The following is a 20,443-nucleotide window of genomic DNA, read 5'->3' on the forward strand; positions in this document are numbered from 1 at the left end:
CGCGGCCGGCGCCGGCCGCGGCCACGACGACATGGCCGCGGTCGTGGTCTCCACCGGCGTCGGCGGCGGCCTGATCCTCGGCGGCGCGCTGTACTACGGCGCCAGCGGCAACGCCGGGCACCTCGGCCACGCACCGGTCGTGGTCGGCGGCGAACGCTGTGCGTGCGGCGCCGCCGGCTGCCCTGAGGTCTACGCCAGCGGCCCGAACCTGGTCGCCTGGGCGCGCCGCAACGGGTGGGACGCGCCTTCACCGCGCCCCGCCACCGCGGACCTGGCCGGCCGGGCCCGCGCCAACGGCCGGAGCCTGCCCTGGAAGCACCACCCCGACGCCGACGCCCCGACGCCGGGAGACCCGCTCCCGCGGCGCCCCGACGCCGCCGCCCCGGCCGCCGCCGCGAGGGCGGGCGACCCGGTCGCCGTCGCGGCCTTCGGGCGCGGCGGGCGGGCGCTGGGCGCGATGCTCGCGGCGGCCGCGGCGTCCTGCGACGTGACGGCGATCGTGGTCGGCGGCGGTGTGGCGCGCGCCGGTGACACACTGCTGGACGCGGTGCGCAGCTCGTTCGCGGAGCACGCCGTGCTGCCTTTCGCAGCATCCTGCCAAATCCTGCCGGCCGCTCTCGACGCGGACGCGTGTCTGGTCGGAGCGGCCGCGCTGATCCATCGTCCGGACCGCTACGCCAGTGCGCGGTTCCACACGGGGGTCCCGTCGTAGTGCCGCGTTTCACGCGCTCCGGCGGAGGACCGCATCGAGGGCCTCGCCCAGCGTCGCGGCCGCGTCGGGCACGGAGCCCGTCGACCGCCACGCCACGAACCCGTCCGGCCGCACCAGCACGGCGCCGTCCGCCGCCGTGCCGTAGGCGTCGGCCCAGTCGGCACCGGGCTCGGGCGCGAGCTCGTGCCCGGGTTCGTCGCTGATCCGGTACGCGTCAAGCGGTATGCCGCGCTGGTCGGCAAGCTGGAGCGCCGCGGCGTGCCAGGCGTCACCCTCGCGCCCGGTGAGCAGCACGAGGGACTTCTCGAACAGGTCGAGAGTCGACAGACGTTCACCCGTCCGGCGTAGCCACAGGTGCGGGGCCCGGCTGCCCGGGGCGCCGTTCGACTGGAAGCTGTCCGGTACGGCCGGTGCCTCCGGGTCCGCGCCGAGGACCGCACCCGTGGGGTAGCGGTAGCCGAGGGCCACGGCCAGGACGTTCTTCTGCCGGCCGGTGCCCGGGAGCGCGTCGTAGCCCGGGTGGCGGTGCTCCGCCGAGCGGGCCGAGGCGCGCTGGCTTGTCGCGACCGCCACCGGCCGCCGCTCTTCGCCGTACGTTTCGAGCAGCGCGGGTCCGGCCCAGCCGGACAGGACCGCGGCCAGCTTCCACGCGAGGTTGTGCGCGTCCTGGATCCCGGTGTTCGAGCCGAACGCGCCGGTCGGGGACATCTCGTGGGCGGAGTCCCCGGCCAGGAACACCCGGCCGGCGCTGTACTGCTCGGCGACCCTTTCAGCCGCGTGCCAGGGCGCCTTCCCGGTGATCTCGACCTCCAGGTCGGGGACGCCGGTGGCGGTCCTGATGTGCTCGACGCAGCGCTCGTCGGTGAAGGCTTCGAGGGGCTCGCCCTTTTCGGGGTGCCAGGGGGCGTGGAACACCCACTGCTCCCTGTTGTCCACCGGCAGGAGCGCGCCTGAGGCCTGCTCGTTCGTCAAGTAGCAGGCGATGAAGCGCCGGTCGCCGACGACGTCCGCGAGGCGTTTGGCGCGGAAGGTGATGCTGACGTTGTGGAACAGGTCGCCGGCGCCGCTCTGGCCGATGCCCAGCGCCTGCCGGACGGGGCTGCGCGGGCCGTCGGCGGCGATCAGGTAGGAGGCCCGGACGGTCCGCTGCGAACCGTCCTCGCGGCTGCGCAAGACGGCGGTCACTCCGTCGGCGTCCTGCTCGAACGAGAGCAGCTCGGTGCCGAACCGCACGTCGCCGCCCAGCTCGCGGGCCTGCCGCACCAGGACCGGCTCCAGATCGTTCTGGCTGCACAGACACCACCCGGACGGGCTGAACCGGGCGAGTGCCCCACCGGGGTCGATCTCCTTGAAGAGCCACTCCTGGTGGCCTCCGGTGAGGTCCTCGGCTTGCAGGATCCCGTGGTTGTCGGCGAGGACCGAGGCGGCCTCGTGGATCAGCGGTTCCACGCCCGCCGTCCTGAACAACTCCATCGTCCGGACGTTGTTGCCGCGGCCACGGGGGTGGCTCGACGTGTCCGAGTGCTTCTCGACCAGCAGGTGCCCCACACCGAGGCGCCCGAGGAAGACGGAAGCGGAGAGCCCGACGAGCGAGCCCCCCACGACCAGTACCGGTATGCGGTCCACGGTCCGCGCGTTCATCGAAAGCTCCATGTCTCCCAGGGTCGGACACCACCGGTGATCACGCTCGGCCAGTGATCCCGCACGGCGGCATTTCGCACGGATGGCCTCCCATCGCTCGCGCCGATCTTGATGGGACACAACGATCGACCCCAGGTTTCGGGCAGCGCGATGACGGATTCTTCGGGCCCCGACAGTCTCCGAACCTTGAGGGAGAAAGCGGACCATGACAGTCCTGACGAAATCCGTTCCGCGTCGCCGCGCGGTCGCCGCGTCCCGGCTGCGCGTCGTGCTGATGTGCGACGTCGTCGACGGCGCGCAGCAGCGCTTCCTCGACGCCTACGAGCAGCTCCGCCACCAGGTGGCGGCCGTCCCCGGCCACGTCACGGACCAGCTGTGCCAGTCGATCGAGGACCCCCTGCAGTGGCTCATCACCAGCGAGTGGGAGAACGCGCACTCGTTCCTGTCCTGGGTGGACAGCCCGGCCCATCGCGAAATGGTGAAGCCCTTGCACGGATGTGTGCGCGACACCCGCTCGCTGCGCTTCACCATCATGCGCGAGACCACCGGCTCGGAGACCTTCGACGGCCCGGCTCCGGTGGCCGACGGCATCGCCCGGCACGCCCTCACGTTCACCGTGAAGCCGGGCAGCGAGAAGAAGGTGGCGGAGATCCTGGCGGGCTACACCTCCCCGGCCGCCCAGGTCGACGGGCGCACGCAGCTTCGCCGGACCACGCTGTTCATGCACGGCAACCGGGTGGTGCGGGCCGTCGAGGTGTCCGGCGACCTCGGCGCCGCCCTGCGCCACGTGGCGATGCAGCCCGAGGTCCGCGCGGTCGAGGAAGCGATCAACCCGTACCTGACGGAGGACCGCGACCTCGGCGACCCGGAGTCGGCACGCTCGTTCTTCATGCGGGCCGCACTGCCCGCGGTGCACCACGTGGCCGCCGCCACGTCCCGCGAGGTCAGCCGGCACGGCCTGATCTACCCCGTCCAGCCCGGGTGCGGCGCGGCCGTGGCCGAGCTGCTCGCCCGCCAGGACCGGCTGGCGGTGGACGACAAGACGCAGCCGCTGGAGTCCAGCACCGTCTTCCAGCGGGAGGACACGGTCGTCCGCGTGATCGACCTCGCGGCTCCGCCCGAGTCGGTGCCCGCGCTCGCGCTCGGCGTCGCCGGCCCGCGCGCGGCCGCCGTGCTCAGCCGCCTGGTCGACCTCGGAGGCCGGGAGCTGCGGGACGACGCGGCGATCGACCGGTTCCGGGGCGAGTGCGAGATGGCCCTGGTCACCGACCGCCACGCGAAGGGCGCCTGAGCCCTCCGCCGTCAGCCAGTTGTCCGCCGCCGGCCGTCCCGGCGCGGGTCAGGAATCTGCTGTCCTCGAAACGATCTGTGGAGGAATGGTCGCCATGGCCGGTTACCCGCGCATTGTGCATGTCGATGAGGTAGAGCCCAACCGCCGGCGCGGCGGGGATCTGCGGGCGATGCTCACGCCGACGGTGGTCGGGGCCACCAGCGGCTTCATGGGGTTGGCCATCGTGGCGCCGGGGGAACGCATCGGAGAGCACTACCACCCGTACTCGGAAGAGTTCGTGTACGTGGTCTGCGGCGAGCTCGAAGTCGACCTCGACGGAGTCGCCCACCCGCTGCGCCCCGACCAGGGCCTGATGATCCCGGTGAACATGCGCCACCGCTTCCGCAACGTCGGCGGCACCGAGGCGCGGATGGTGTTCCACCTCGGCCCGCTGGCCCCCCGGCCCGAACTCGGCCACGTCGACACCGAGGACGACCCGCGGGCTCTCCCCCCGGAACGAGCGGGAGTCACATCGTGACCCGGCGGGTGGCGGTGACCGGCATCGGCATCGTGGCCCCGGGCGGAACCGGGGTCCCGGCCTTCTGGGAACTGCTCACGGCCGGCCGCACGGCGACCCGCGGCATCACGCTGTTCGACCCGGCCGGCTTCCGGTCGCGGATCGCCGCCGAGTGCGACTTCGATCCCGTGGCCTGCGGGCTGGACGCCGACCAGCTGGCGACGTCCGACCGCTACGTCCAATTCGCCCTGGTGGCCGCCGACGAGGCCCTGCGCGACTCCGGCCTCGACGCCGACGCCGAGGACCCCTGGCGGATCGCGGTGTCGATGGGCACGGCGGTCGGCGGCACGACCCGGCTGGAACACGACTACACCCGGGTCAGCGCCGCGGGCACGCGCTGGGACGTCGACCACCGCCGGGCGGGCCCGCACCTGCACCGCGCGCTCTCGCCGAGCACGCTCGCGTCCGCGGTGGCCGAGCGCGTCGGCGCGCGCGGCCCCGTACAGGCCGTGTCCACCGGCTGCACCGCCGGGCTCGACGCGGTCGGGTACGCGTTCCAGGCCGTCGAGGACGGCCGCGCCGACATCTGTGTCGCCGGCGCTTCGGACTCGCCGATCTCGCCGATCACCGTCGCGTGCTTCGACGCCATCCACGCGACGTCCGAGCGCAACGACGACCCGGAGCACGCCTCCCGGCCGTTCGACGCCGACCGCGACGGCTTCGTGCTGGGGGAGGGCGGCGCCGTCCTGGTGCTGGAGGAGCTCGAGCACGCCCGGCGCCGGGGTGCCCGCATCTACTGCGAGATCGCCGGCTTCGCGACCTTCGGCAACGCGTACCACATGACCGGCCTGACCCGGGAGGGCCACGAGATGTCCGAGGCGATCGACCGAGCCTTGGCCCATGCCCGCGTCGACGGCTCCGCCATCGACTACGTCAACGCGCACGGCTCCGGGACCAAGCAGAACGACCGGCACGAGACCGCCGCGGTGAAGCGGTCGCTGGGCGCGCACGCGTACAAGACCCCCATGAGCTCGATCAAGTCGATGGTCGGTCACTCGCTGGGCGCGATCGGCGCCATCGAGCTCGTGGCGTGCACCCTGGCCCTGGCCGACGGCGTCGTGCCGCCGACCGCGAACTACGGCACGCCGGACCCGGAATGCGATCTCGACTACGTGCCGAGGACCGCCCGCTCGATGCCGCTGCGCAACGTCCTGTCGGTCGGCAGCGGCTTCGGCGGCTTCCAGTCGGCGGTGGTCCTCCGCCGCGAGGGGGTGGCGGCATGACGGCCTCCCGGACCGACCGCCGCACGGTGATCACCGGCATCGGCGTCGTGGCGCCGAACGGTGTCGGCGTCGACCAGTTCTGGAAAGCCACGAGCGAGGGTGTCAGCGTTCTGGGACCGGTCACCCGCGAGGGCTGCACCCACCTGCCGCTGCGCGTCGCCGGCGAGATCCACGGCTTCGACCCGGAGACGGCGGTCGAGGAGCGGTACCTGGTCCAGACCGACCGCTTCACCCACTACGCGATGGCCGCGGCCGACCTGGCCGTGCGGGACGCCGAGCTCGAGACCGGGAGCGGCTCACCGTTCGCGGTCGGCGTGGTGACCGCGGCGGGCTCGGGAGGCGGCGAGTTCGGACAGCGCGAACTCCAGCACCTGTGGGCGCAGGGTCCGCGGTTCGTCGGCCCGTACCAGTCCATCGCCTGGTTCTACGCGGCCAGCACCGGCCAGATCTCGATCCGAGGCGGCTACAAGGGGCCGTGCGCGGTGGTGGCCGCGGACGAGGCCGGCGGCCTGGACGCCCTCGCGCACGCCGCCCGGAACGTCCGGCGCGGGACGGAGGCGGTCGTCGTGGGCGCCACCGAGGCGCCGCTGGCCCCGTACTCGATCGTCTGTCAGCTCGGATACCCGGAGCTCAGCCTCGCCGAGGACCCGGATCGGGCCTATCTGCCGTTCAGCAGCCAGGCCCGCGGGTTCACGCCCGCCGAGGGCGGTGCGATGTTCGTCGTCGAGGACGAGGACTCCGCCCGCCGGCGGGGAGCCCGGATCCGGGCCGTCCTGGCGGGACACGCGGCCACGTTCACCGGTGCCTCCCGTTGGGAGGAGTCCCGCCACGGTCTCGCGCACGCGATCAAGGGCGCCCTGGCGGAGGCCCGCTGCGCGCCCGACGAGATCGACGTGGTCTTCGCCGACGCGCTCGGCGTGCCGGAGGCCGACCGTGCCGAGGCCCTCGCGCTCACCGACGCGTTGGGCGGCCACGGCGCCCGCGTCCCGGTGACCGCTCCCAAAGCCGGCACCGGACGGGCGTACTGCGGTGCCCCGCTGCTCGACACGGCCGCCGCGGCCGTGGCGCTGGAGCACGGGCTCGTGCCGCCCACCCCCCATGCCGTCGACGTCGACCACGACATCGACCTCGTGACCGGCCTGGCCCGGCCCGCGGAACTGCGGACGGCGCTGGTGCTGAGCCGCGGCCTGATGGGCTGCAACGCGGCCATGGTGCTGCGTCGCGGCTGACGGATCCATCCCCTTCGAAGCAAGGAGCGACACTCATGAACCCTCCGCTGACGTACGACGAGCTGGCGTCGCTGATCAAGAACCTGGTCGGCATCACCGTCGAGCCCTCGGAGCTCGCGCACCCGAACGCGACCTTCGACGCGTTCGGCGTCGACTCGCTCGGCCTGCTCGGCATCGCCGGGGAGCTGCAGAACCGCTACGGGACCCCGATCGCCCAGGGCGCCGAGATGTCCAGGACCCCCCGGGAGTTCCTCGACGCGGTCAACGAATCCGTGAAGGCAGGAGCCTGACATGCCCGGACACACCGACAACGAGATCGTCATCGCGGCCCCCGTGGACGTCGTGTGGGACATCACCAACGATCTGGAGAACTGGCCGCAGCTGTTCAGCGAGTACTCCTCGGTGGAGGTGCTGCGACGGGAGGGTGACAGCACGACCTTCCGCCTGACCATGCATCCGGACCAGAACGGCACGGTCTGGAGCTGGGTCTCCGAGCGCGACGCCGACCGCGCGGCGCTCGTGGTCAAGGCCCGGCGGGTGGAGCCCGGCCCGTTCGAGTTCATGGACATCCACTGGGAGTACGGCGAGGTGCCGGGCGGCACCAGGATGCGCTGGATCCAGGACTTCGCCATGAAGCCGACCGCCCCGGTCGACGACGCGGCCATGACCGACCACATCAACCGCAACTCGAAGACCCAGATGGCGCTCATCAAGGAAAAGGTCGAGAAGCAGGTCGAAGGGGTCCGGCGATGAGCTCGACGCACCGCGCCCTGATCGTGGCCCGGATGCGGCCCGACGCGGCCGACGACATCGCCGAGGTCTTCGAGACGTCCGACCGCGGGGAGCTCCCGCACCTGGTCGGCGTCACCGGCCGCAGCCTGTTCCAGTTCGGCGACGTCTACCTCCACCTGATCGAGGCCGAGCGCCCGCCCGGCCCGGAAGTCGCCAAGGTGGCCGGGCACCCGGAGTTCTTGGACGTCAGCCGGAAGCTGGCGGCCTTCGTCCAGGCCTACGACCCGGAGACGTGGCGGGAGCCGAAGGACGCGATGGCCCGTGAGTTCTACCGCTGGGAGCACCCCGTCGTCCCCTGAACGACAGCTGGAGGAGTACCCACCATGGTCGAAACGGACGACCGACCGGTCGCGGACATAGCCGACTGGGTACGGTGCGAACAGTGCGCCGCGCTCATCTACGGCAGACGCTTCCTGCGCGCCCTGCACGTGTGTCCGGAGTGCGGCTGGCATGCCCGGCTGACGGCGGCCCAGCGGATCGAGCAGTTGCTCGACCACGGGTCCGCCGAACCGCTCAGACATGTCGAGCCGCTGCATGACCCGCTGGAGTTCGTCGACGTCCGGCCCTACTCGGACCGGCTGCTCGACGCGCGCGCCAGTACGGGCATGCAGGAGGCGGTGCTCTGTGCCACGGGCCGCATCGAGGAGCGGCCCGTGGTGGCCGCGGTGATGGACTTCCGCTTCCTCGGCGGCAGTCTGGGCTGCGGCGTCGGAGCGCTCATCACCGAGGCGGCGCACACCAGCCTGCGCACGGGCCATCCGCTGCTTCTCGTCACGGCTTCCGGCGGTGCGCGGATGCAGGAGGGCGTCCTGTCCCTCATGCAGATGGCCAAGACCGCGCAGGCTCTGGCCGAACTCGACGAGGCGGGCATCCTCGTGGTGTCGCTGATCACCGACCCGACCTACGGGGGAGTGGCGGCGTCCTTCGCCACCCTCGCCGACGTGATCATCGCGGAGCCCGGCGCGCGGATGGGGTTCGCCGGGCCGCGGGTGATCGAGCAGACCACCGGCGAGCGGTTGCCGGAGGGATTCCAGACGGCCGAGTTCCTGCTCGAGCACGGGATGGTGGACAACGTCGTGGCGCGGTCCGCGCTGCGCTCGACGTTGGGGAAGCTGCTGGGCCTGCAACCGAGCCGGCCCCGTGCGGCCGGCTCCGCGCCGGACGGTGTCGAGTGGGACCGTATCGGGTGGGACGGTGCCGCGTCGGGTTCCGCCGACGCCGATACCGTCCTGCTGGATGCCGTCGGCCTGGACCGGGACCGGGACCGGGATCGGGACCGGGATCGGGACCGGGACCGGGACCGGGACCGGGACCGGGTCCGGGTCGACATTGCCGAGTCGACACCGAGCGCGGCCCAGCCGGGGGACACCTCCGACCGCGACTCCTGGGACACGGTCCGCCTGGCCCGCCACCCGGACCGCCCCACCACCCTCGACTATGTCAGCCATCTGTTGGAGGACTTCCACGAACTCCACGGCGACCGGCTCGCGGAGGACTGCCCGGCCATCGTCGGTGGTCCGGGACGGCTGAGCGGCCGGCCGGTGATGCTGATCGGCCATCAGAAGGGCGGTCCCGACCTGGCCGAGCGCCACCGCCGCCGGTTCGGCATGCCGGCTCCCGCCGGCTACCGCAAGGCGGCCCGGCTGATGCGCTTGGCGGCGAAGCTGGGGCTGCCGCTGGTCACCCTGATCGACACCCCGGGCGCCAACCCCGGCCAGGACGCGGAGCGGGGCGGTCAGGCGATCGCCATCGCCGAGAACCTGCGCCTGTTGTCCCGGCTGCCGGTGCCGATCGTCGCCGTCCTCATCGGCGAGGGCGGCAGCGGCGGGGCGCTCGCGCTGGCCGTCGCCGACCGGGTGCTCGTCAGCACCAACGGCATCTACTCGGTGATCAGCCCCGAGGGCTGCGCGGCGATCCTGTGGAAGGACCGCGGCGCGGCGCCGGTCGCGGCGGGCGCGCTGCGTCTGCACGCCGACGAACTGCTCAAGCTCGGGGTCGTCGACGGCATCGTGCCCGAGCCGTCGGGCGGCGCCCATCAAGACCACGCGGAAGCGGCGGCCCTCCTCGGCGCGGCCGTCAGCACAGCACTCGCCGAATTGATCCCCTGGGAGCCCGAGCGGCTGATCCAGGAACGCAAGAGCCGGTTCCACCGCTTCGGCACAGAGGCTGTGCCGCTGGCCGGAAGAGGATCACCATGACTGTGAACATCACGAAGAAGAGCTTCGAGGGGAACGGCCCGAAGGGGAACGTCCACTATCCGGGCGCCGCCCGCGGCCTCGTCGCCCCGAGCCCGGTCAACGTCGCGGCTCTGGAGTCGGTGTGCGGCAGTGTCGCCGAGCTGGCCCGGTCGTCACCGCAACCGCCGCGCAGGATCAGACTGTGCCATGGGTCGACCACGGTGGAGGTGGAGTGGGAGAACGTCCCGGCGCCGCCGCCGGCCGCCGCCCAAGCGACGTCGCCGGTGGTGGAGTCCCATCCGGGATCCGGTCCGCCGCCTGCGTCTTCGGGCCCGAACAACGGGCTCAAGTACATCTGCGCCCCGATGGTGGGCACCTTCTACCGGGCCGAGGAGCCGGGGGCGGCGCCGCTGGTGGCCGTCGGTGATCTGGTCCAGGCCGGACAGGCCGTGGGGATCTTCGAGGTGATGAAGATGCTGAGCAGGGTGGAGGCGGACGTGGCCGGACGGGTCGTCGAGATCCTGGCGGACGACGGGCAGTCGGTCGAGTTCCAGCAGCGGCTGATCGCCGTGGAGCCGGTCTCCGCTGGTGAGGGCGGCTGAATGTTCTCGACCGTACTCATCGCCAACCGGGGCGAGATCGCGCTGCGGGTCGCCCGGACGTGCCGCGAGCTCGGCATCCGCACGGTGGCGGTCTACTCCACCGTGGACCGGGACTCCGCCGTGGTCCGCTTCGCTGACGAAGCCGTGCACATCGGCCCGCCACCGTCCAAACGCAGCTACCTCCACATCCCGTCGATCATCGAGGCGGCCCTGCAGACCGGGGCGGAGGCCATCCACCCCGGGTACGGGTTCCTCTCGGAGGACCCGGACTTCGCGGAAGTGTGTGAGACGAACGGGATCACCTTCGTCGGCCCGCCCGCGAAGATCATGCGGCAGCTCGGTGACAAGGCCGTGGCCCGTGCTTTGATGGCCCAGGCCGGATTGCCCGTCCTGCCCGGCAGCCACGAGGCGTTGACCGGGCCTCTGGCGGCGCAGGAGACGGCCCGGACCGTCGGCTTCCCCGTGATCCTCAAGGCCGTGGCGGGCGGCGGCGGACGGGGGATGGCCGTGGTCCGCAACGCCGAAGACCTGTCGCGGGCCTACAGCCGGACCAGTGCCCACGCCCGCGCGGTGTTCGGTGACGAGCGGCTCTATCTGGAGCGTTTCGTCGAGGATGCCCGGCACATCGAGGTCCAGGTGCTCCGTGACACCCACGGGACGACCGTCCACCTCGGGGAACGGGACTGCTCGGTGCAGCGGCGGCACCAGAAGCTGATCGAGGAGTCCCCCGGGCCGGGCCTGCCGGAGGACGTGCGCGCCGCCATCTGCGCGGCGGCGGTACAGGGCGCCGCGGCGGTCGGCTACGTCGGTGCGGCCACCTTCGAGTTCGTCCTGACGCCCGACGACGAGTTCTATCTGATGGAGATCAACTGCCGCCTGCAGGTGGAGCATCCGGTGACCGAGATGGTCACCGGGATCGACATCGTCCGCGAGCAGCTCTTCGTGGCCGCCGGACAGCCCCTGACGATCGGCCAGGACGACGTCCGGCCGCGTGGCGTGGCGCTGGAGTGCCGCGTCAACGCCGAGGACCCGGCCCGGGAGTTCGCCCCGACGCCGGGACTGCTCAGCGAGTTCGTGCAGCCCGGCGGTCAGTTCGTCCGCGTCGACACGCATGCGTATCCGGGCTGGTACGTCGGGCCGGACTACGACTCGCTGCTCGCCAAGGCCGTCGTCTGGGCGCCGGACCGCCCGCAGGCGCTGGCCCGGATGGACCGGGTGCTGAGCGAGTTCCGGATCGACGGCTGCGGCGTGCGGACGACGATCGGCTTCCTGCGGAAGGTCCTGGCCCGGGAGGAGTTCCGGACGGCGCGGCACACCACGGGGCTGGTGGACGCGATGGCCGCGGAGGCGACGGCTCAGCCGGAGCTCGAAGAAGCCCCGGCTGAAGTCGTCACCTGATTCCCGGCGGCCCGGCTGCGGATCCTCAGCCGGGCGCCCGGATCGTCAGCCGGGCACGGTGGTCTCGAACGCGTCGAGATACGGGTTGACGGGCCGCACGTCCTCGACCTTCAGGCCGGCCTCGGTCAGCAGGGCGAGCATGCTCGCCCTGGTGTGCTTGGCCCCGCCGACGTTGAGGAGCAGGAGCAGGTCCATCGCGGTCGTGAACGACATCGACGGACTGTCGTCGACGAGGTTCTCGACCACCACGACCCGGGCGCCCGGCCGCGCGGCCGCGACCACGTTGCGCAGCGTCCTGCGGGTGCTGTCGTCGTCCCATTCGAGGATGTTCTTGATGATGTAGAGGTCGGCCTGGACGGGGACCTCGGTCCGGCAGTCGCCCGCCACGAGCCGGGTCCGGGACGCGAGCGTCCCGCCCTCGCGGAGCCGGGGGTCGACGTGGTCGACCACCTGAGGCAGGTCGAGCAGCGTGCCGTGGATCCCGGGGTACTTCTCCAGGATGCTGGCGAGCACGTGCCCCTGGCCGCCGCCGATGTCGACGACGCTCGACACGCCGGCGAGGTCGAGGAAGCCCACGAGGTCGGCCGCGGACTGCCGGCTGGAATGGGTCATGGCCTTGTCGAACACCGTGGCCGACTGGCCGGCGTCGTCGTGCAGGTAATCGAAGAACTCCTTGCCGAACAGGTCGGTGAAGACGCTGCCTCCCTTCCGCACCGCGTCGTCCAGCCGGGGCCAGGCCTGCCACGTCCACGGCTCCGTGCACCACAGGACGATGTAGCGCAGGCTGTTCGGCGCGTCCTCGCGGAGCTGCCAGGACATGTCGGTGTGGGCGTACCGGTCGTCGCCGGCTTCGGCGAAGACCCCGCGGCAGGACAGCGCCCGCAGCAGGCGGCGCAGTGATCGCGGGTCGGCCTGGACGGCGGCCGCCAGTTCGTCGACGGTCATCGCTTCGTCGCCGAGGGCGTCGGCGACCCCCAGCGAGGCGGCCGCGCGGAGCGCCGCGGCGCAGGCCGCGCCGAAGGCGAGCTCCCGAAGGCGCATGGGGGGCGGTGGGGAAGGCGGTTGCACGGTGGTCATCGGCCGTCTCTCTCGCTATGGACGGCCGGCCCGGACGAGTCCGGACGGCCGCCAGGCGAATCCATTTGCTGACAACCAGTTTCAGACAGACGGCATGATGGCGCGCGTTTCGGTGCGCTGAGTTGCCCCCTCCGGGTGACGGGCGGCGGAAGGCGGCGTCAGACTTGCTCGACGAACTCGAAGACCACCAGCGTCGGATAACGGTCGTCCAGCTTCGAAGTGGGCGCGTAGCGGTAGGTGACGTGGCCCCGGGTGATGTTCAGCAGGAACCGGTGGTCCGTGAGGGCGTGGGTCTCCCCGTCGAGCGGTCCGCCCCGGAGCACCGCCGTCGGAGGCGGGCCGTCACCGTGAGGCTCGTTCAGACGGTCCATGTCTCCATGATCGCTCAGGAGCGCCGGGGCTGCATCGCCACTCCCGGCATCATGTGCTTGACCTGCGTGGAGTCCAGCAGCCCGCCATCGCCACGTCGCTGCCGCGGGCGGAGTCCCTCACCAGCACGCGGGCGGGACGTTCATCCAAGCAGCGTCCCGGCCTCCGACCCCTGACTTATCCTGAGGCGATGACCGATCTTGACCTTCGTCCCGTCGGACGCGTGGAGTCCTCACTTCGTGATCGTGCCGACGCCCCGCGGCAGGGTGACGAGGGTGCTCCCGACGCGTGGATCGTGATCGACGCCGCGTGCGCCCCGGCGCTGGCCGGCCTTGAAGCGGGCGCCGACGTCATCGTGCTGACCTGGCTGGACCGCGCCGATCGGGCCGTGCTGGCGGTGCATCCGCGCGGTGACGTGAGCCGTCCGGTGACCGGGGTCTTCCAGACCAGGTCGCCGGACCGGCCCAATCCGATCGGGCTGCACCGGGTGCGGGTGCTCGCCGTCGAGGGAACTCGGCTGCACGTCCGGGACCTGGAGGCGCTCGACGGCACCCCGGTGCTGGACCTCAAGCCGGTGCTCGGCGACGTCGGCGATCGGTGAGGACTGTTCGCCGCTCACCCGGCTCGGCGCCGCCGCCACGTCACGGGGCCCGTCACAGGAACAGCCGAGCGAGTAGGTGAAAGGCCGAACGGCGGCCCGGACACCGAAGGCGGGCTGGACCATGGAGGTCGAGATCCGGCAGCTGGACCAGTAGCCGGACCGGACGCGCAGACTGCGCGCTCGGACGACACGCGCACCGGAGCTGGGCAACGCCGACTGCTTCAACGCGTCGAACCCGACCTACGCCACCTCCGGCGAGTCCATGGCCGGCGACTCGTTCCTGGTCGCGCCGATGTACGTCCAGCACCACGACCCGCGACGGGATCTACCTGCCGGCCGGGACCATGACCGAGTCGTTGCCCGTGACCGCTTACGTCCGGATCTCGCCGGCCACCTTCGACCCGAGCCGGTTCGCCGAGGTCGAGGCCATGAACACGAAGACGTCGGAGTACCTGGTCCCGGCCCTCAAGCAGCTGCCCGGGCTCATCCATCACTACGTGGGCCTCGCGCCGGAGGCCGTCTGATCGGTCAGCGCCGCGCCGCGCTCCGTCCCGCCCACAGGGAGCTGGCCAGGGCGACCAGGGCCACGGCGAAACCCAGCTGGAGGGCGTGGCGGATCCAGTCGACGCCGCCGGTGTGGCGGACGCCGATCCAGCCGGCGACGGCGTTGCCGAGCCAGGCGCCGCCCATACCGGCGAGCACGGTCAGCCAGATGGGGATGTCCTGCTTGCCCGACAGGATGAGGCGGGCGAGGACACCCAGGATGAGGCCCAGGATGATGATCCACAAGAGCTGGAACATCGCAGTTCCTCCACGGTGGTAGGTCCGGCGTGCTCGAACAGCTACCTCCTTGCCCTCGTTCAGCATTTCGAAGCGGAGGGACGGCCAAACGGAGGAGCGCGCCGGACGGGCCTTCGAAGCGGACGCGTCGAACGGTGTGGCGAATTGCCCTGAGCCTGGTGCATAGAAGACAGAGCCTTAAATTAGGGCCGGTATGCAACGTTCGTACACCAGCTCGGCGACCATGAAGCACTCCGCCGGACGGAAGATGCTGCATCAGGACGCGTGGCCGTGACCGTGTCCTCGAGTACGCGCTGAACCGATCATTCGGGCGATCGGCGGAGGTCGTTCACCGTAGCGAGATCATCTTGCTTCCTCGCTGCGTCAAGGTGAGCTCAACCGCTTCATCGGAGGTCACCGAAAATGTCCATCACGTCGTTCTGCTCTTCTCGTACGCGCGCCCGGTTCCGGGCCCTCGCGTTCGCCGCACTGGGCTGTGCGTTCGCCGTATCCGCGGCGCACAACGCCGCTCCCGCCGCGGCGGCGGACCGGGCCCCGGCCGCGCCCGCAGTCCCGTCGCTCAAGGGCCTGCGCTATACCGGCCAGTACACCATCGACTCCCAGTCGCAGGCCCAGGGCCTGGCCACGGTCTTCGGCCCGCACGGCCGCTCTTCGCTGTATTACAGCGGCAACACCTCGATCCCGGACTCGGTGCGTGCCGCGGGCTGGCCACACGTCGGGGACCCGGACTCCTCGGCCGGCCTCGTGTTCGACGCGTATCAGGGCACGGCGGCGGACTCGGCGAAGATGTTCCGGGTCACGCTGCCGTCTGGTGCCGCCTACAACTACGTGCATCCGCTGGCGCCCGGTGAGGAGATGAACAACTCCTTCGCGGCGGTGTCGCCGAACGGCCAGTGGATGGTCGCGGGCGAGTGGGACACGATGACCCGCCTGCTGGTCTTCCCGACGCCGGTGCTGAACCGGGCCACCGCGCCCGCCGGCGGTGAGCTGCCGCTGGCCGCGACCATCGAGCTCGACCACCCGGTGCAGGACATCCAGGGCTGCACGTTCGCCGACGCGACCCGCCTGCTGTGCGCCTCCGATGCCAACGACACGGCGCTGTGGCCGACGGTCAAGCCGCTGCTGCAGATCGACCTGCGGCACAAGCTCGACGGCACCACCGTCACCGGCCACGTCACCACGCTCGGCGCGCTCCCGCTGATCAGCGCCTGCGCCGGGCAGCCCGCGGACTTCGAGTCCGAAGGCGTCGACTTCGACCGCCGGACCGGGACGTTCCGGGTCGAGATGATCCCGCCGGCCGGATGCGACTCGCGGACCACGGTGTACGAGTACCAGGCCACTCGCCGCTGATCGACGACGACAGACGGTTCGCACTCCCCATGGAGTGCGGACCGTATGTCTGTCAGGCTCCTGTCACCCGAGTCAGTCCCGGCCGCCCGGACGCTTCACATCCAGGAAGATCGGGTTGCTGTAGAACCACATGTCCTGCCACGGGTCACCGTCGTTGTCCGGGTGCTGCACCGGACCCGCCGGGTCCACCGCGGCGCCCAGCGGTCCCACGCCGAGCCGCTTGCCGTCGCTGCCGCGCAGCCGCACGTACGAAGGCGTGTCCCGGCGCGGCAGCGGGACCTTCAGGGTGTAGGTGCCGGTGCGGCCGGTGACGTCGATGCGCTTCATGACCCGGGTGTCGGGGGCCTTCCACGAGTCGGGGTCCTTGGCCCGGCCGGCGACCGACCCGGTGATGACGTCCACGTGCGCCAGTGCCGGCAGGTCGCCGTGGAAGTTCGGGCGGGTCGCGGTGGTGATCGTGATGTACAGCGTCGCGGCGCGGCCGGGCGGCAGCGTCAGCCGGCCGCCCAGGGTGACCGGCTCGCCCGCCCCGTGCTCCGGGACCGCCCAGACGTCCAGGCCGTCGAGCAGCTGGCCGTGGTCCACCCACACCCGGCCGGCGCGCAGGCCGTCCATCACCTGCCGGTAGTCGTAGCTCTCCACACCCACGTGGGTGCGGCTGAACTGGCCCGGCCAGAAGTCGCTGCCCGGCTGCGGCACCCCGGTGTCCACCGGGAGCGGCTTGGAGCCCAGGTCGTCGAAGCCCTTGCCGGGCGGGTACTGGCCGTCGGCGTAGGTGTCGAACAGGGTGCGGTGGTTGTCGGAGTTGGAGGTGATCGACCACAGCCGGCCCTCCGACAGCAGCGCGTCCCACATGCCGCCGACCGTCGCGGTCATCCAGTCGAAGCCGCCGAACGTCCGGTAGCTCTCCGGCGGGTAGCCGGGCCAGCTCTGGTCGGACGGAGAGTTCTGATACTCGCCGCGCTGGTAGGTGCCCGGCCCGTAGACGCTCTCGCGGTACGCCACCCAGTCCGGCTCGGCGTTGGCCTGCGAGCCCGGAGCGCCCTCGAAGCCGATGAAGACCGACGGATCCGCGTCCTGCCAGGCCCGCAGCTCGTGCGGGGAGTCGATGCCCAGCCGGCTGGGGTGGTTGGCCAGCACCAGCACGTCGTCGACGAAGCCCTCGCGCTTCTTCTGCCCGAGCCAGCGGATGCCCGCGAGGGCCTTCGCCTCGTTGGCGGCGGTGGCCGGGTCGCCGGCCTTGCCGACGCTGCTGCCGGTCAGCTTGCCGTCGTAGGCCAGCTCGAACTGGGTCAGCAGCGCGACGTCGTTCGCCCCGGGCGCCACCATGACGGTGGCGTGCTCGGCGGCCGGGATGTACCACTCCAGGCCCTGGAAGATCAGGACCCGGGGGTTCTCCTTGCGGGCCTTGACGATCTCGTCGTGCTCCCGCTGGGCGCCGCCGGCCTTCGCGTGGCCGAAGTTGCTGTGCTCGGTGTAGACGATCCAGTCCAGGCCGAACTGCTCACCGCGGTTCACCGACTGCGCGAAGCCGTACTTGGCGTCGTGGCTGTAGACGGTGTGCACGTGGTGGTCACCGACCAGGTAGGCGTACTTCGGCCGGGGCGCGCCCTGCGCGTCGTAGTCCGAGTCCGTGGCCGCCGGGGACGGCGCAGCCGCCGACGCCGACTCGGCCCGTGCGGGAGACGCGGACAGGCCGGCCGCGCCGAGCGTCGACGCGCCCAGGAATCCGGCGCCGAACATCCCGGTGCGGCCCAGAAGCCCGCGCCGCGACACCCCCTGGGGGTCGAGGCGGCTCTCCGGTACCTGCGGGTCGGCCCATGCGGGCAGCTGGATCTCGGGTCGCTCGGGGTGTTCCTGTGTTGCCATGTGCGTCCTTTTGGTGCAGGTAAGGGGTGTGGGACGCGGCACACGTTACGAGGGCTAGGTGGCGGGGCGGCAACGCCGGCGCGACTTCCCCGTGGACACCGGGACGTTGACAAGCCGCTGGGGAGACCCGCACTTCCGATCCACGTCGGCGGGTCGAGCCGGCTGCGGCCCGGCGAGCCGGACGAGCGGTGCGCCCAGTTGGCGGAGTTCGCTGAGCGCTTCGGCCTGGGCATCGACTGACCGGTGGGCCCGGTCGACCAGTCGCGCAGCGGCGAGCGCCGCGTTTTCGGGTCGACCGGGCCTGTTCCATCAGGGTGCCGCTGCGGCGATCGGCGGCGTCCGACCGGTCCCATCCTCCGACAGGTAGACGTAGTGGCCGCCCACTGCCGCCAGAGCGTCGTCGGGCCAAGGGCTCATGGATGTGGTCGCGTTCAGATACGAACCGAGGACCTTCCCCGTCGTCACGTCGAGCCGCAGCAGGCGCTTGCCGGTGGCGACCGCCACCGCCCCTCCGTCCGGGGCGACCCCGAACACGCTCTCCGAGCCGGTCCTGGTGCTGCCGGCGCGTGGGTCGACGGTCCACAGCCGCTGGCCGGTCGCGAGCGAGTAACCCGAAATCCGGCCCGCGCTGGCTGCGCCCGGCACGGTCACCGGGACGACGAGCGTGTCCGCGGAGACCACGAAGGGCGGGCTCACCGCGGCCTGCAACACGGTGTCCGCCACGTCCTCGTCGGGTCCCGACACGGAAATCGCAGCCCTCTGCTTGCCCGTGGCGTCGTAGGACACGATGACGTCCTGGCCCCGGCTGCCGATCTCGTCCAAGCGCACCACCGCCGGATCCGCGGAGAGGAACTCCGGGCCCGTCTTCCATTTGCCGCTGAACGGCGGGTTCGCCTGCCACAGCTGCTTGCCGGTGGTGGTGTTCAGCGACAGCACCCTGCGGCCGGCGTCGCCGCAGTCGATGCCGACGAGCGTGGCGGTCTTCGCGGCCAGGGTGCCGGTCGCGACGCAGCCGGAGTCGATCGGCGTCTGCCAGAGCGGGTGGCCGGTGCGCAGGTCGAGGCCCTTCAGGTCGGCGTTCTCCGCGAGCACCGCGACGCCGGGGGCCGCCGAGAGGACGTCGATCGTGACGCCGGAGCCCGTGGCCTCGTCGTCGGTGACCCGGTCGGTGTGCCACAACTCCTTGCCGGTGGTCGTGTCCACGGCGACGACGCCGGCGCACTTCTCGCCGTCGAGCGCGTAGGAGAGCAGTCCGACGCCGTCGGCGACGTCGCGGCTCATCGAGCAGAGCGCGTCCTCGCCCGGGAACGGGAAGGTCCACCGGACGGCGCCGGTCGCCGCGTCGAACGCGGTCGCCCGGTCGGTGCGGACGCGCACCACGGCGCCGTCCGCGGTCGTCCAGTGCCCCTCGCTCCGGACGGTCGACGGCCGGTCCGCCGGCGCGGCCCACAGCTTGTGGAGCGTAGCGGGCGCGGGCGGTTGTTTCGGCCCGGCGGCGGAGACCTTCCATTCGCCGGTGCGCAGCCAGTGGTAGCCGGCCAGGCCCGGCGCGGTTCCCAGTACGACACCCGCGGCGAACACCGAGCACGACAGCAGGCGACGGCGCCGCCACGCCTTGCCGGCGAACGCGGCCGCGGCGCCCAGGGTGCCGATCCCGGCGAACGTCCACAAGAACGCCAGCAGGAGCACCGGTGCCATCCCCCGGGGGCACGGCCGCAGGCCGATGCCGCCGCTGCCGCACCGTCCGCCCGCCTCTCGCGCCAGGGCGCTCCAGCCGAGGACGTGGAACAGGACCGCCCAGTCCACGAGCACCCCGGCGAGCAGCAGGAAGGCCACCGCTCTCACGATGGCCTTCCAACTGATGAATTCCTTCGGGACCAGGATGTCCTTGACACCCCAGGGCTCGAAGCCCTCGGGGATCTTGTCCTGCACCACTTCGCTATCCCCCCAACCAGTCATGCCTGAGCCTTCTGAGCGTGACTGTAGCGCCAGTTCGAGCTCGTCACCCTCAGTGTTATCCGGTGGTCACCGAGGGCGCGGTGGGCCACACCACACGCCCGCGCGCGGGTCCGGTCACGACCAGGCCGACTTCGTCGCCGCAGCCCATCGAACCGATCTCCAGATGGCCGGTTTCGACCTCCTCGTCGCCGTCCTCGTCGAGGTGGTACGAACCGCTGTCGCCCTCGGGGAACGGTTGCGCGCCGCGCATACTATGGCGGCCATGGCTGAGAACCCCGTGCGTACCGCCATCGGCTATGAGTTTCCAAAAGCGGACTGGCTCGATCCGTTCGACGTCGACGAGACCCGCACGCAGTGGTTCTTCGTGAACCAGGACAGGATCAGCCGAGCCTGGGTCGCTCCGACCGGGGAGGACGCATGGTGGGGCTTCGCCAGGAGCGAACGCCTGTGGGACGTGTTCGACAACCCGCGCTCCTGTCTGTACTGCCTGGAGAAACTGGTGATCGTGTCCGGCGGGCAGGTGCTGCGTGAGTGGTCCCCGACGCCGCTCAGACAGCAGCCCGCACCGAAGAGTTGTGCCCAGCACAACGGCCTGTTCCTGCTGCACGGTCAGGAGCAACAGGTCTTTCCGGTCCACGAGGCACCCAAATACGCCACCTACGACGCGGCGCTGGCCGAAGCGCTCGCCGATCGCGAGGCCGGCCGGATCACCATGATCGCGCGTGTGAACGAAGCGCAGTCCCTGTGGTGACCGTCGAACCCGGAGTCGGTTGACACAGGGAGCCGCCACGGGTGG

22 protein-coding genes are annotated in these 20,443 nt (G+C 71.6%); 15 read left to right on the forward strand and 7 right to left on the reverse strand.

Translation table 11 applies throughout. The features are described 5' to 3' along the window. Positions 1 to 712, forward strand: a 712-nt coding sequence (locus ABD466_RS31185) for an ROK family protein (protein ID WP_344660791.1), incomplete at its 5' end; no start/stop codon positions are given. Between the two features lie 9 nt (positions 713 to 721). On the opposite strand, the gene ABD466_RS31190 is transcribed toward ABD466_RS31185, so the two are convergent. Then, positions 722 to 2,353, reverse strand: a complete 1,632-nt coding sequence (locus tag ABD466_RS31190) for an FAD-dependent oxidoreductase (RefSeq protein WP_344660792.1) — start codon at positions 2,351 to 2,353, stop codon at positions 722 to 724. 205 nt (positions 2,354 to 2,558) lie between these two features. On the opposite strand from ABD466_RS31190, the gene ABD466_RS31195 reads away from it, so the two are divergent. The 10 genes from ABD466_RS31195 to ABD466_RS31240 all read left to right on the forward strand — a co-directional run bounded on the left by ABD466_RS31195 (position 2,559) and on the right by ABD466_RS31240 (position 11,621). Further along, positions 2,559 to 3,644, forward strand: coding sequence for a SchA/CurD-like domain-containing protein (locus ABD466_RS31195; protein WP_344660793.1), 1,086 nt, complete (start codon positions 2,559 to 2,561; stop codon positions 3,642 to 3,644). A 94-nt stretch (positions 3,645 to 3,738) separates the two neighbouring features. Then, positions 3,739 to 4,161 (forward strand): cupin domain-containing protein, encoded by a 423-nt coding sequence (locus tag ABD466_RS31200; RefSeq protein ID WP_344660794.1) that lies wholly within the window; start codon positions 3,739 to 3,741, stop codon positions 4,159 to 4,161. Next, positions 4,158 to 5,423 (forward strand): beta-ketoacyl-[acyl-carrier-protein] synthase family protein, encoded by a 1,266-nt coding sequence (locus tag ABD466_RS31205; RefSeq protein ID WP_344660795.1) that lies wholly within the window; start codon positions 4,158 to 4,160, stop codon positions 5,421 to 5,423. The genes ABD466_RS31200 and ABD466_RS31205 overlap by 4 nt, the downstream gene beginning before the upstream one ends. Then, complete coding sequence (locus tag ABD466_RS31210; RefSeq protein ID WP_344660796.1) at positions 5,420 to 6,652, forward strand: ketosynthase chain-length factor; 1,233 nt, start codon at positions 5,420 to 5,422, stop codon at positions 6,650 to 6,652. The genes ABD466_RS31205 and ABD466_RS31210 overlap by 4 nt, the downstream gene beginning before the upstream one ends. Before the next feature lie 35 nt (positions 6,653 to 6,687). Further along, on the forward strand, positions 6,688 to 6,942 hold the full coding sequence (locus tag ABD466_RS31215; protein ID WP_344660797.1) for an acyl carrier protein: 255 nt from the start codon (positions 6,688 to 6,690) through the stop codon (positions 6,940 to 6,942). Between the two features lies 1 nt (position 6,943). Further along, the gene (locus ABD466_RS31220) at positions 6,944 to 7,405 is read left to right on the forward strand and encodes an SRPBCC family protein (protein WP_344660798.1); all 462 of its coding nucleotides are present in this window, start codon (positions 6,944 to 6,946) and stop codon (positions 7,403 to 7,405) included. Further along, complete coding sequence (locus tag ABD466_RS31225; protein ID WP_344660799.1) at positions 7,402 to 7,743, forward strand: TcmI family type II polyketide cyclase; 342 nt, start codon at positions 7,402 to 7,404, stop codon at positions 7,741 to 7,743. The genes ABD466_RS31220 and ABD466_RS31225 overlap by 4 nt, the downstream gene beginning before the upstream one ends. A 24-nt stretch (positions 7,744 to 7,767) precedes the next feature. Further along, positions 7,768 to 9,642 carry an acetyl-CoA carboxylase carboxyl transferase subunit alpha gene (gene accA / locus ABD466_RS31230; RefSeq protein WP_344660800.1) on the forward strand — a complete coding sequence of 625 codons (1,875 nt, stop codon included), beginning with the start codon at positions 7,768 to 7,770 and terminating at the stop codon, positions 9,640 to 9,642. Then, on the forward strand, positions 9,639 to 10,223 hold the full coding sequence (locus ABD466_RS31235) for an acetyl-CoA carboxylase biotin carboxyl carrier protein (RefSeq protein ID WP_344660801.1): 585 nt from the start codon (positions 9,639 to 9,641) through the stop codon (positions 10,221 to 10,223). The genes accA and ABD466_RS31235 overlap by 4 nt, the downstream gene beginning before the upstream one ends. Continuing rightward, on the forward strand, positions 10,224 to 11,621 hold the full coding sequence (locus ABD466_RS31240; protein WP_344660802.1) for an acetyl-CoA carboxylase biotin carboxylase subunit: 1,398 nt from the start codon (positions 10,224 to 10,226) through the stop codon (positions 11,619 to 11,621). Positions 11,622 to 11,666: 45 nt separating this feature from the next. Here the strand turns inward: ABD466_RS31240 and ABD466_RS31245 are convergent, their stop codons facing one another. Both ABD466_RS31245 and ABD466_RS31250 read right to left on the reverse strand, forming a co-directional pair. Then, positions 11,667 to 12,698: a methyltransferase gene (locus ABD466_RS31245; protein ID WP_344660803.1), complete on the reverse strand. Its 1,032-nt coding sequence runs from the start codon at positions 12,696 to 12,698 to the stop codon at positions 11,667 to 11,669. Between the two features lie 158 nt (positions 12,699 to 12,856). Continuing rightward, the gene (locus ABD466_RS31250; protein ID WP_344660804.1) at positions 12,857 to 13,069 is read right to left on the reverse strand and encodes a hypothetical protein; all 213 of its coding nucleotides are present in this window, start codon (positions 13,067 to 13,069) and stop codon (positions 12,857 to 12,859) included. 188 nt (positions 13,070 to 13,257) lie between these two features. Here ABD466_RS31250 and tsaA point away from each other — a divergent pair, with 188 nt between their 5' ends. Together tsaA and ABD466_RS31260 are read left to right on the forward strand one after the other, a co-directional pair. Then, entirely contained in the window at positions 13,258 to 13,668 is a 411-nt protein-coding gene (gene tsaA, locus ABD466_RS31255) for a tRNA (N6-threonylcarbamoyladenosine(37)-N6)-methyltransferase TrmO (protein WP_344660805.1), read from the forward strand. A 344-nt stretch (positions 13,669 to 14,012) separates the two neighbouring features. Beyond that, positions 14,013 to 14,192, forward strand: a complete 180-nt coding sequence (locus tag ABD466_RS31260; protein ID WP_344660806.1) for a hypothetical protein — start codon at positions 14,013 to 14,015, stop codon at positions 14,190 to 14,192. Positions 14,193 to 14,196: 4 nt separating this feature from the next. Here ABD466_RS31260 and ABD466_RS31265 read toward each other — a convergent pair whose 3' ends face one another. Continuing rightward, positions 14,197 to 14,469 carry a GlsB/YeaQ/YmgE family stress response membrane protein gene (locus tag ABD466_RS31265; RefSeq protein ID WP_344660807.1) on the reverse strand — a complete coding sequence of 91 codons (273 nt, stop codon included), beginning with the start codon at positions 14,467 to 14,469 and terminating at the stop codon, positions 14,197 to 14,199. A 402-nt stretch (positions 14,470 to 14,871) separates the two neighbouring features. Here ABD466_RS31265 and ABD466_RS31270 point away from each other — a divergent pair, with 402 nt between their 5' ends. Continuing rightward, a complete protein-coding gene (locus ABD466_RS31270; protein WP_344660808.1) occupies positions 14,872 to 15,819 on the forward strand; it encodes a hypothetical protein in 948 nt (315 codons plus the stop codon). A 72-nt stretch (positions 15,820 to 15,891) separates the two neighbouring features. Here the strand turns inward: ABD466_RS31270 and ABD466_RS31275 are convergent, their stop codons facing one another. The 3 genes from ABD466_RS31275 to ABD466_RS31285 all read right to left on the reverse strand — a co-directional run bounded on the left by ABD466_RS31275 (position 15,892) and on the right by ABD466_RS31285 (position 19,897). Continuing rightward, complete coding sequence (locus tag ABD466_RS31275) at positions 15,892 to 17,688, reverse strand: PHP domain-containing protein (protein ID WP_344660809.1); 1,797 nt, start codon at positions 17,686 to 17,688, stop codon at positions 15,892 to 15,894. 309 nt (positions 17,689 to 17,997) lie between these two features. Then, entirely contained in the window at positions 17,998 to 19,623 is a 1,626-nt protein-coding gene (locus ABD466_RS31280) for an outer membrane protein assembly factor BamB family protein (RefSeq protein ID WP_344660810.1), read from the reverse strand. A 79-nt stretch (positions 19,624 to 19,702) separates the two neighbouring features. Continuing rightward, on the reverse strand, positions 19,703 to 19,897 hold the full coding sequence (locus tag ABD466_RS31285) for a hypothetical protein (RefSeq protein ID WP_344660811.1): 195 nt from the start codon (positions 19,895 to 19,897) through the stop codon (positions 19,703 to 19,705). A 12-nt stretch (positions 19,898 to 19,909) separates the two neighbouring features. Here ABD466_RS31285 and ABD466_RS31290 point away from each other — a divergent pair, with 12 nt between their 5' ends. Then, a complete protein-coding gene (locus ABD466_RS31290) occupies positions 19,910 to 20,398 on the forward strand; it encodes a hypothetical protein (protein WP_344660812.1) in 489 nt (162 codons plus the stop codon). The last annotated feature ends 45 nt before the right edge of the window (positions 20,399 to 20,443 follow it).

The sequence above is a fragment of the Catenulispora subtropica genome, assembly GCF_039531675.1.
Lineage (GTDB): Bacteria > Actinomycetota > Actinomycetes > Streptomycetales > Catenulisporaceae > Catenulispora > Catenulispora subtropica.

Excerpts from the sequence above, each read along its gene's own strand:
- ABD466_RS31190 (WP_344660792.1), bottom strand. The coding sequence starts at position 2,353 with ATGAACGCGCGGACCGTGGACCGCATACCGGTACTGGTCGTGGGGGGC.
- ABD466_RS31195 (WP_344660793.1), top strand. The coding sequence starts at position 2,559 with ATGACAGTCCTGACGAAATCCGTTCCGCGTCGCCGCGCGGTCGCCGCG.
- ABD466_RS31200 (WP_344660794.1), top strand. The coding sequence starts at position 3,739 with ATGGCCGGTTACCCGCGCATTGTGCATGTCGATGAGGTAGAGCCCAAC.
- ABD466_RS31210 (WP_344660796.1), top strand. The coding sequence starts at position 5,420 with ATGACGGCCTCCCGGACCGACCGCCGCACGGTGATCACCGGCATCGGC.
- ABD466_RS31215 (WP_344660797.1), top strand. The coding sequence starts at position 6,688 with ATGAACCCTCCGCTGACGTACGACGAGCTGGCGTCGCTGATCAAGAAC.
- ABD466_RS31220 (WP_344660798.1), top strand. The coding sequence starts at position 6,944 with ATGCCCGGACACACCGACAACGAGATCGTCATCGCGGCCCCCGTGGAC.
- ABD466_RS31225 (WP_344660799.1), top strand. The coding sequence starts at position 7,402 with ATGAGCTCGACGCACCGCGCCCTGATCGTGGCCCGGATGCGGCCCGAC.
- accA (WP_344660800.1), top strand. The coding sequence starts at position 7,768 with ATGGTCGAAACGGACGACCGACCGGTCGCGGACATAGCCGACTGGGTA.
- ABD466_RS31235 (WP_344660801.1), top strand. The coding sequence starts at position 9,639 with ATGACTGTGAACATCACGAAGAAGAGCTTCGAGGGGAACGGCCCGAAG.
- ABD466_RS31240 (WP_344660802.1), top strand. The coding sequence starts at position 10,224 with ATGTTCTCGACCGTACTCATCGCCAACCGGGGCGAGATCGCGCTGCGG.
- ABD466_RS31245 (WP_344660803.1), bottom strand. The coding sequence starts at position 12,698 with ATGACCACCGTGCAACCGCCTTCCCCACCGCCCCCCATGCGCCTTCGG.
- ABD466_RS31250 (WP_344660804.1), bottom strand. The coding sequence starts at position 13,069 with ATGGACCGTCTGAACGAGCCTCACGGTGACGGCCCGCCTCCGACGGCG.
- tsaA (WP_344660805.1), top strand. The coding sequence starts at position 13,258 with ATGACCGATCTTGACCTTCGTCCCGTCGGACGCGTGGAGTCCTCACTT.
- ABD466_RS31260 (WP_344660806.1), top strand. The coding sequence starts at position 14,013 with ATGACCGAGTCGTTGCCCGTGACCGCTTACGTCCGGATCTCGCCGGCC.
- ABD466_RS31265 (WP_344660807.1), bottom strand. The coding sequence starts at position 14,469 with ATGTTCCAGCTCTTGTGGATCATCATCCTGGGCCTCATCCTGGGTGTC.
- ABD466_RS31270 (WP_344660808.1), top strand. The coding sequence starts at position 14,872 with ATGTCCATCACGTCGTTCTGCTCTTCTCGTACGCGCGCCCGGTTCCGG.
- ABD466_RS31275 (WP_344660809.1), bottom strand. The coding sequence starts at position 17,688 with ATGGCAACACAGGAACACCCCGAGCGACCCGAGATCCAGCTGCCCGCA.
- ABD466_RS31285 (WP_344660811.1), bottom strand. The coding sequence starts at position 19,897 with ATGCGCGGCGCGCAACCGTTCCCCGAGGGCGACAGCGGTTCGTACCAC.
- ABD466_RS31290 (WP_344660812.1), top strand. The coding sequence starts at position 19,910 with ATGGCTGAGAACCCCGTGCGTACCGCCATCGGCTATGAGTTTCCAAAA.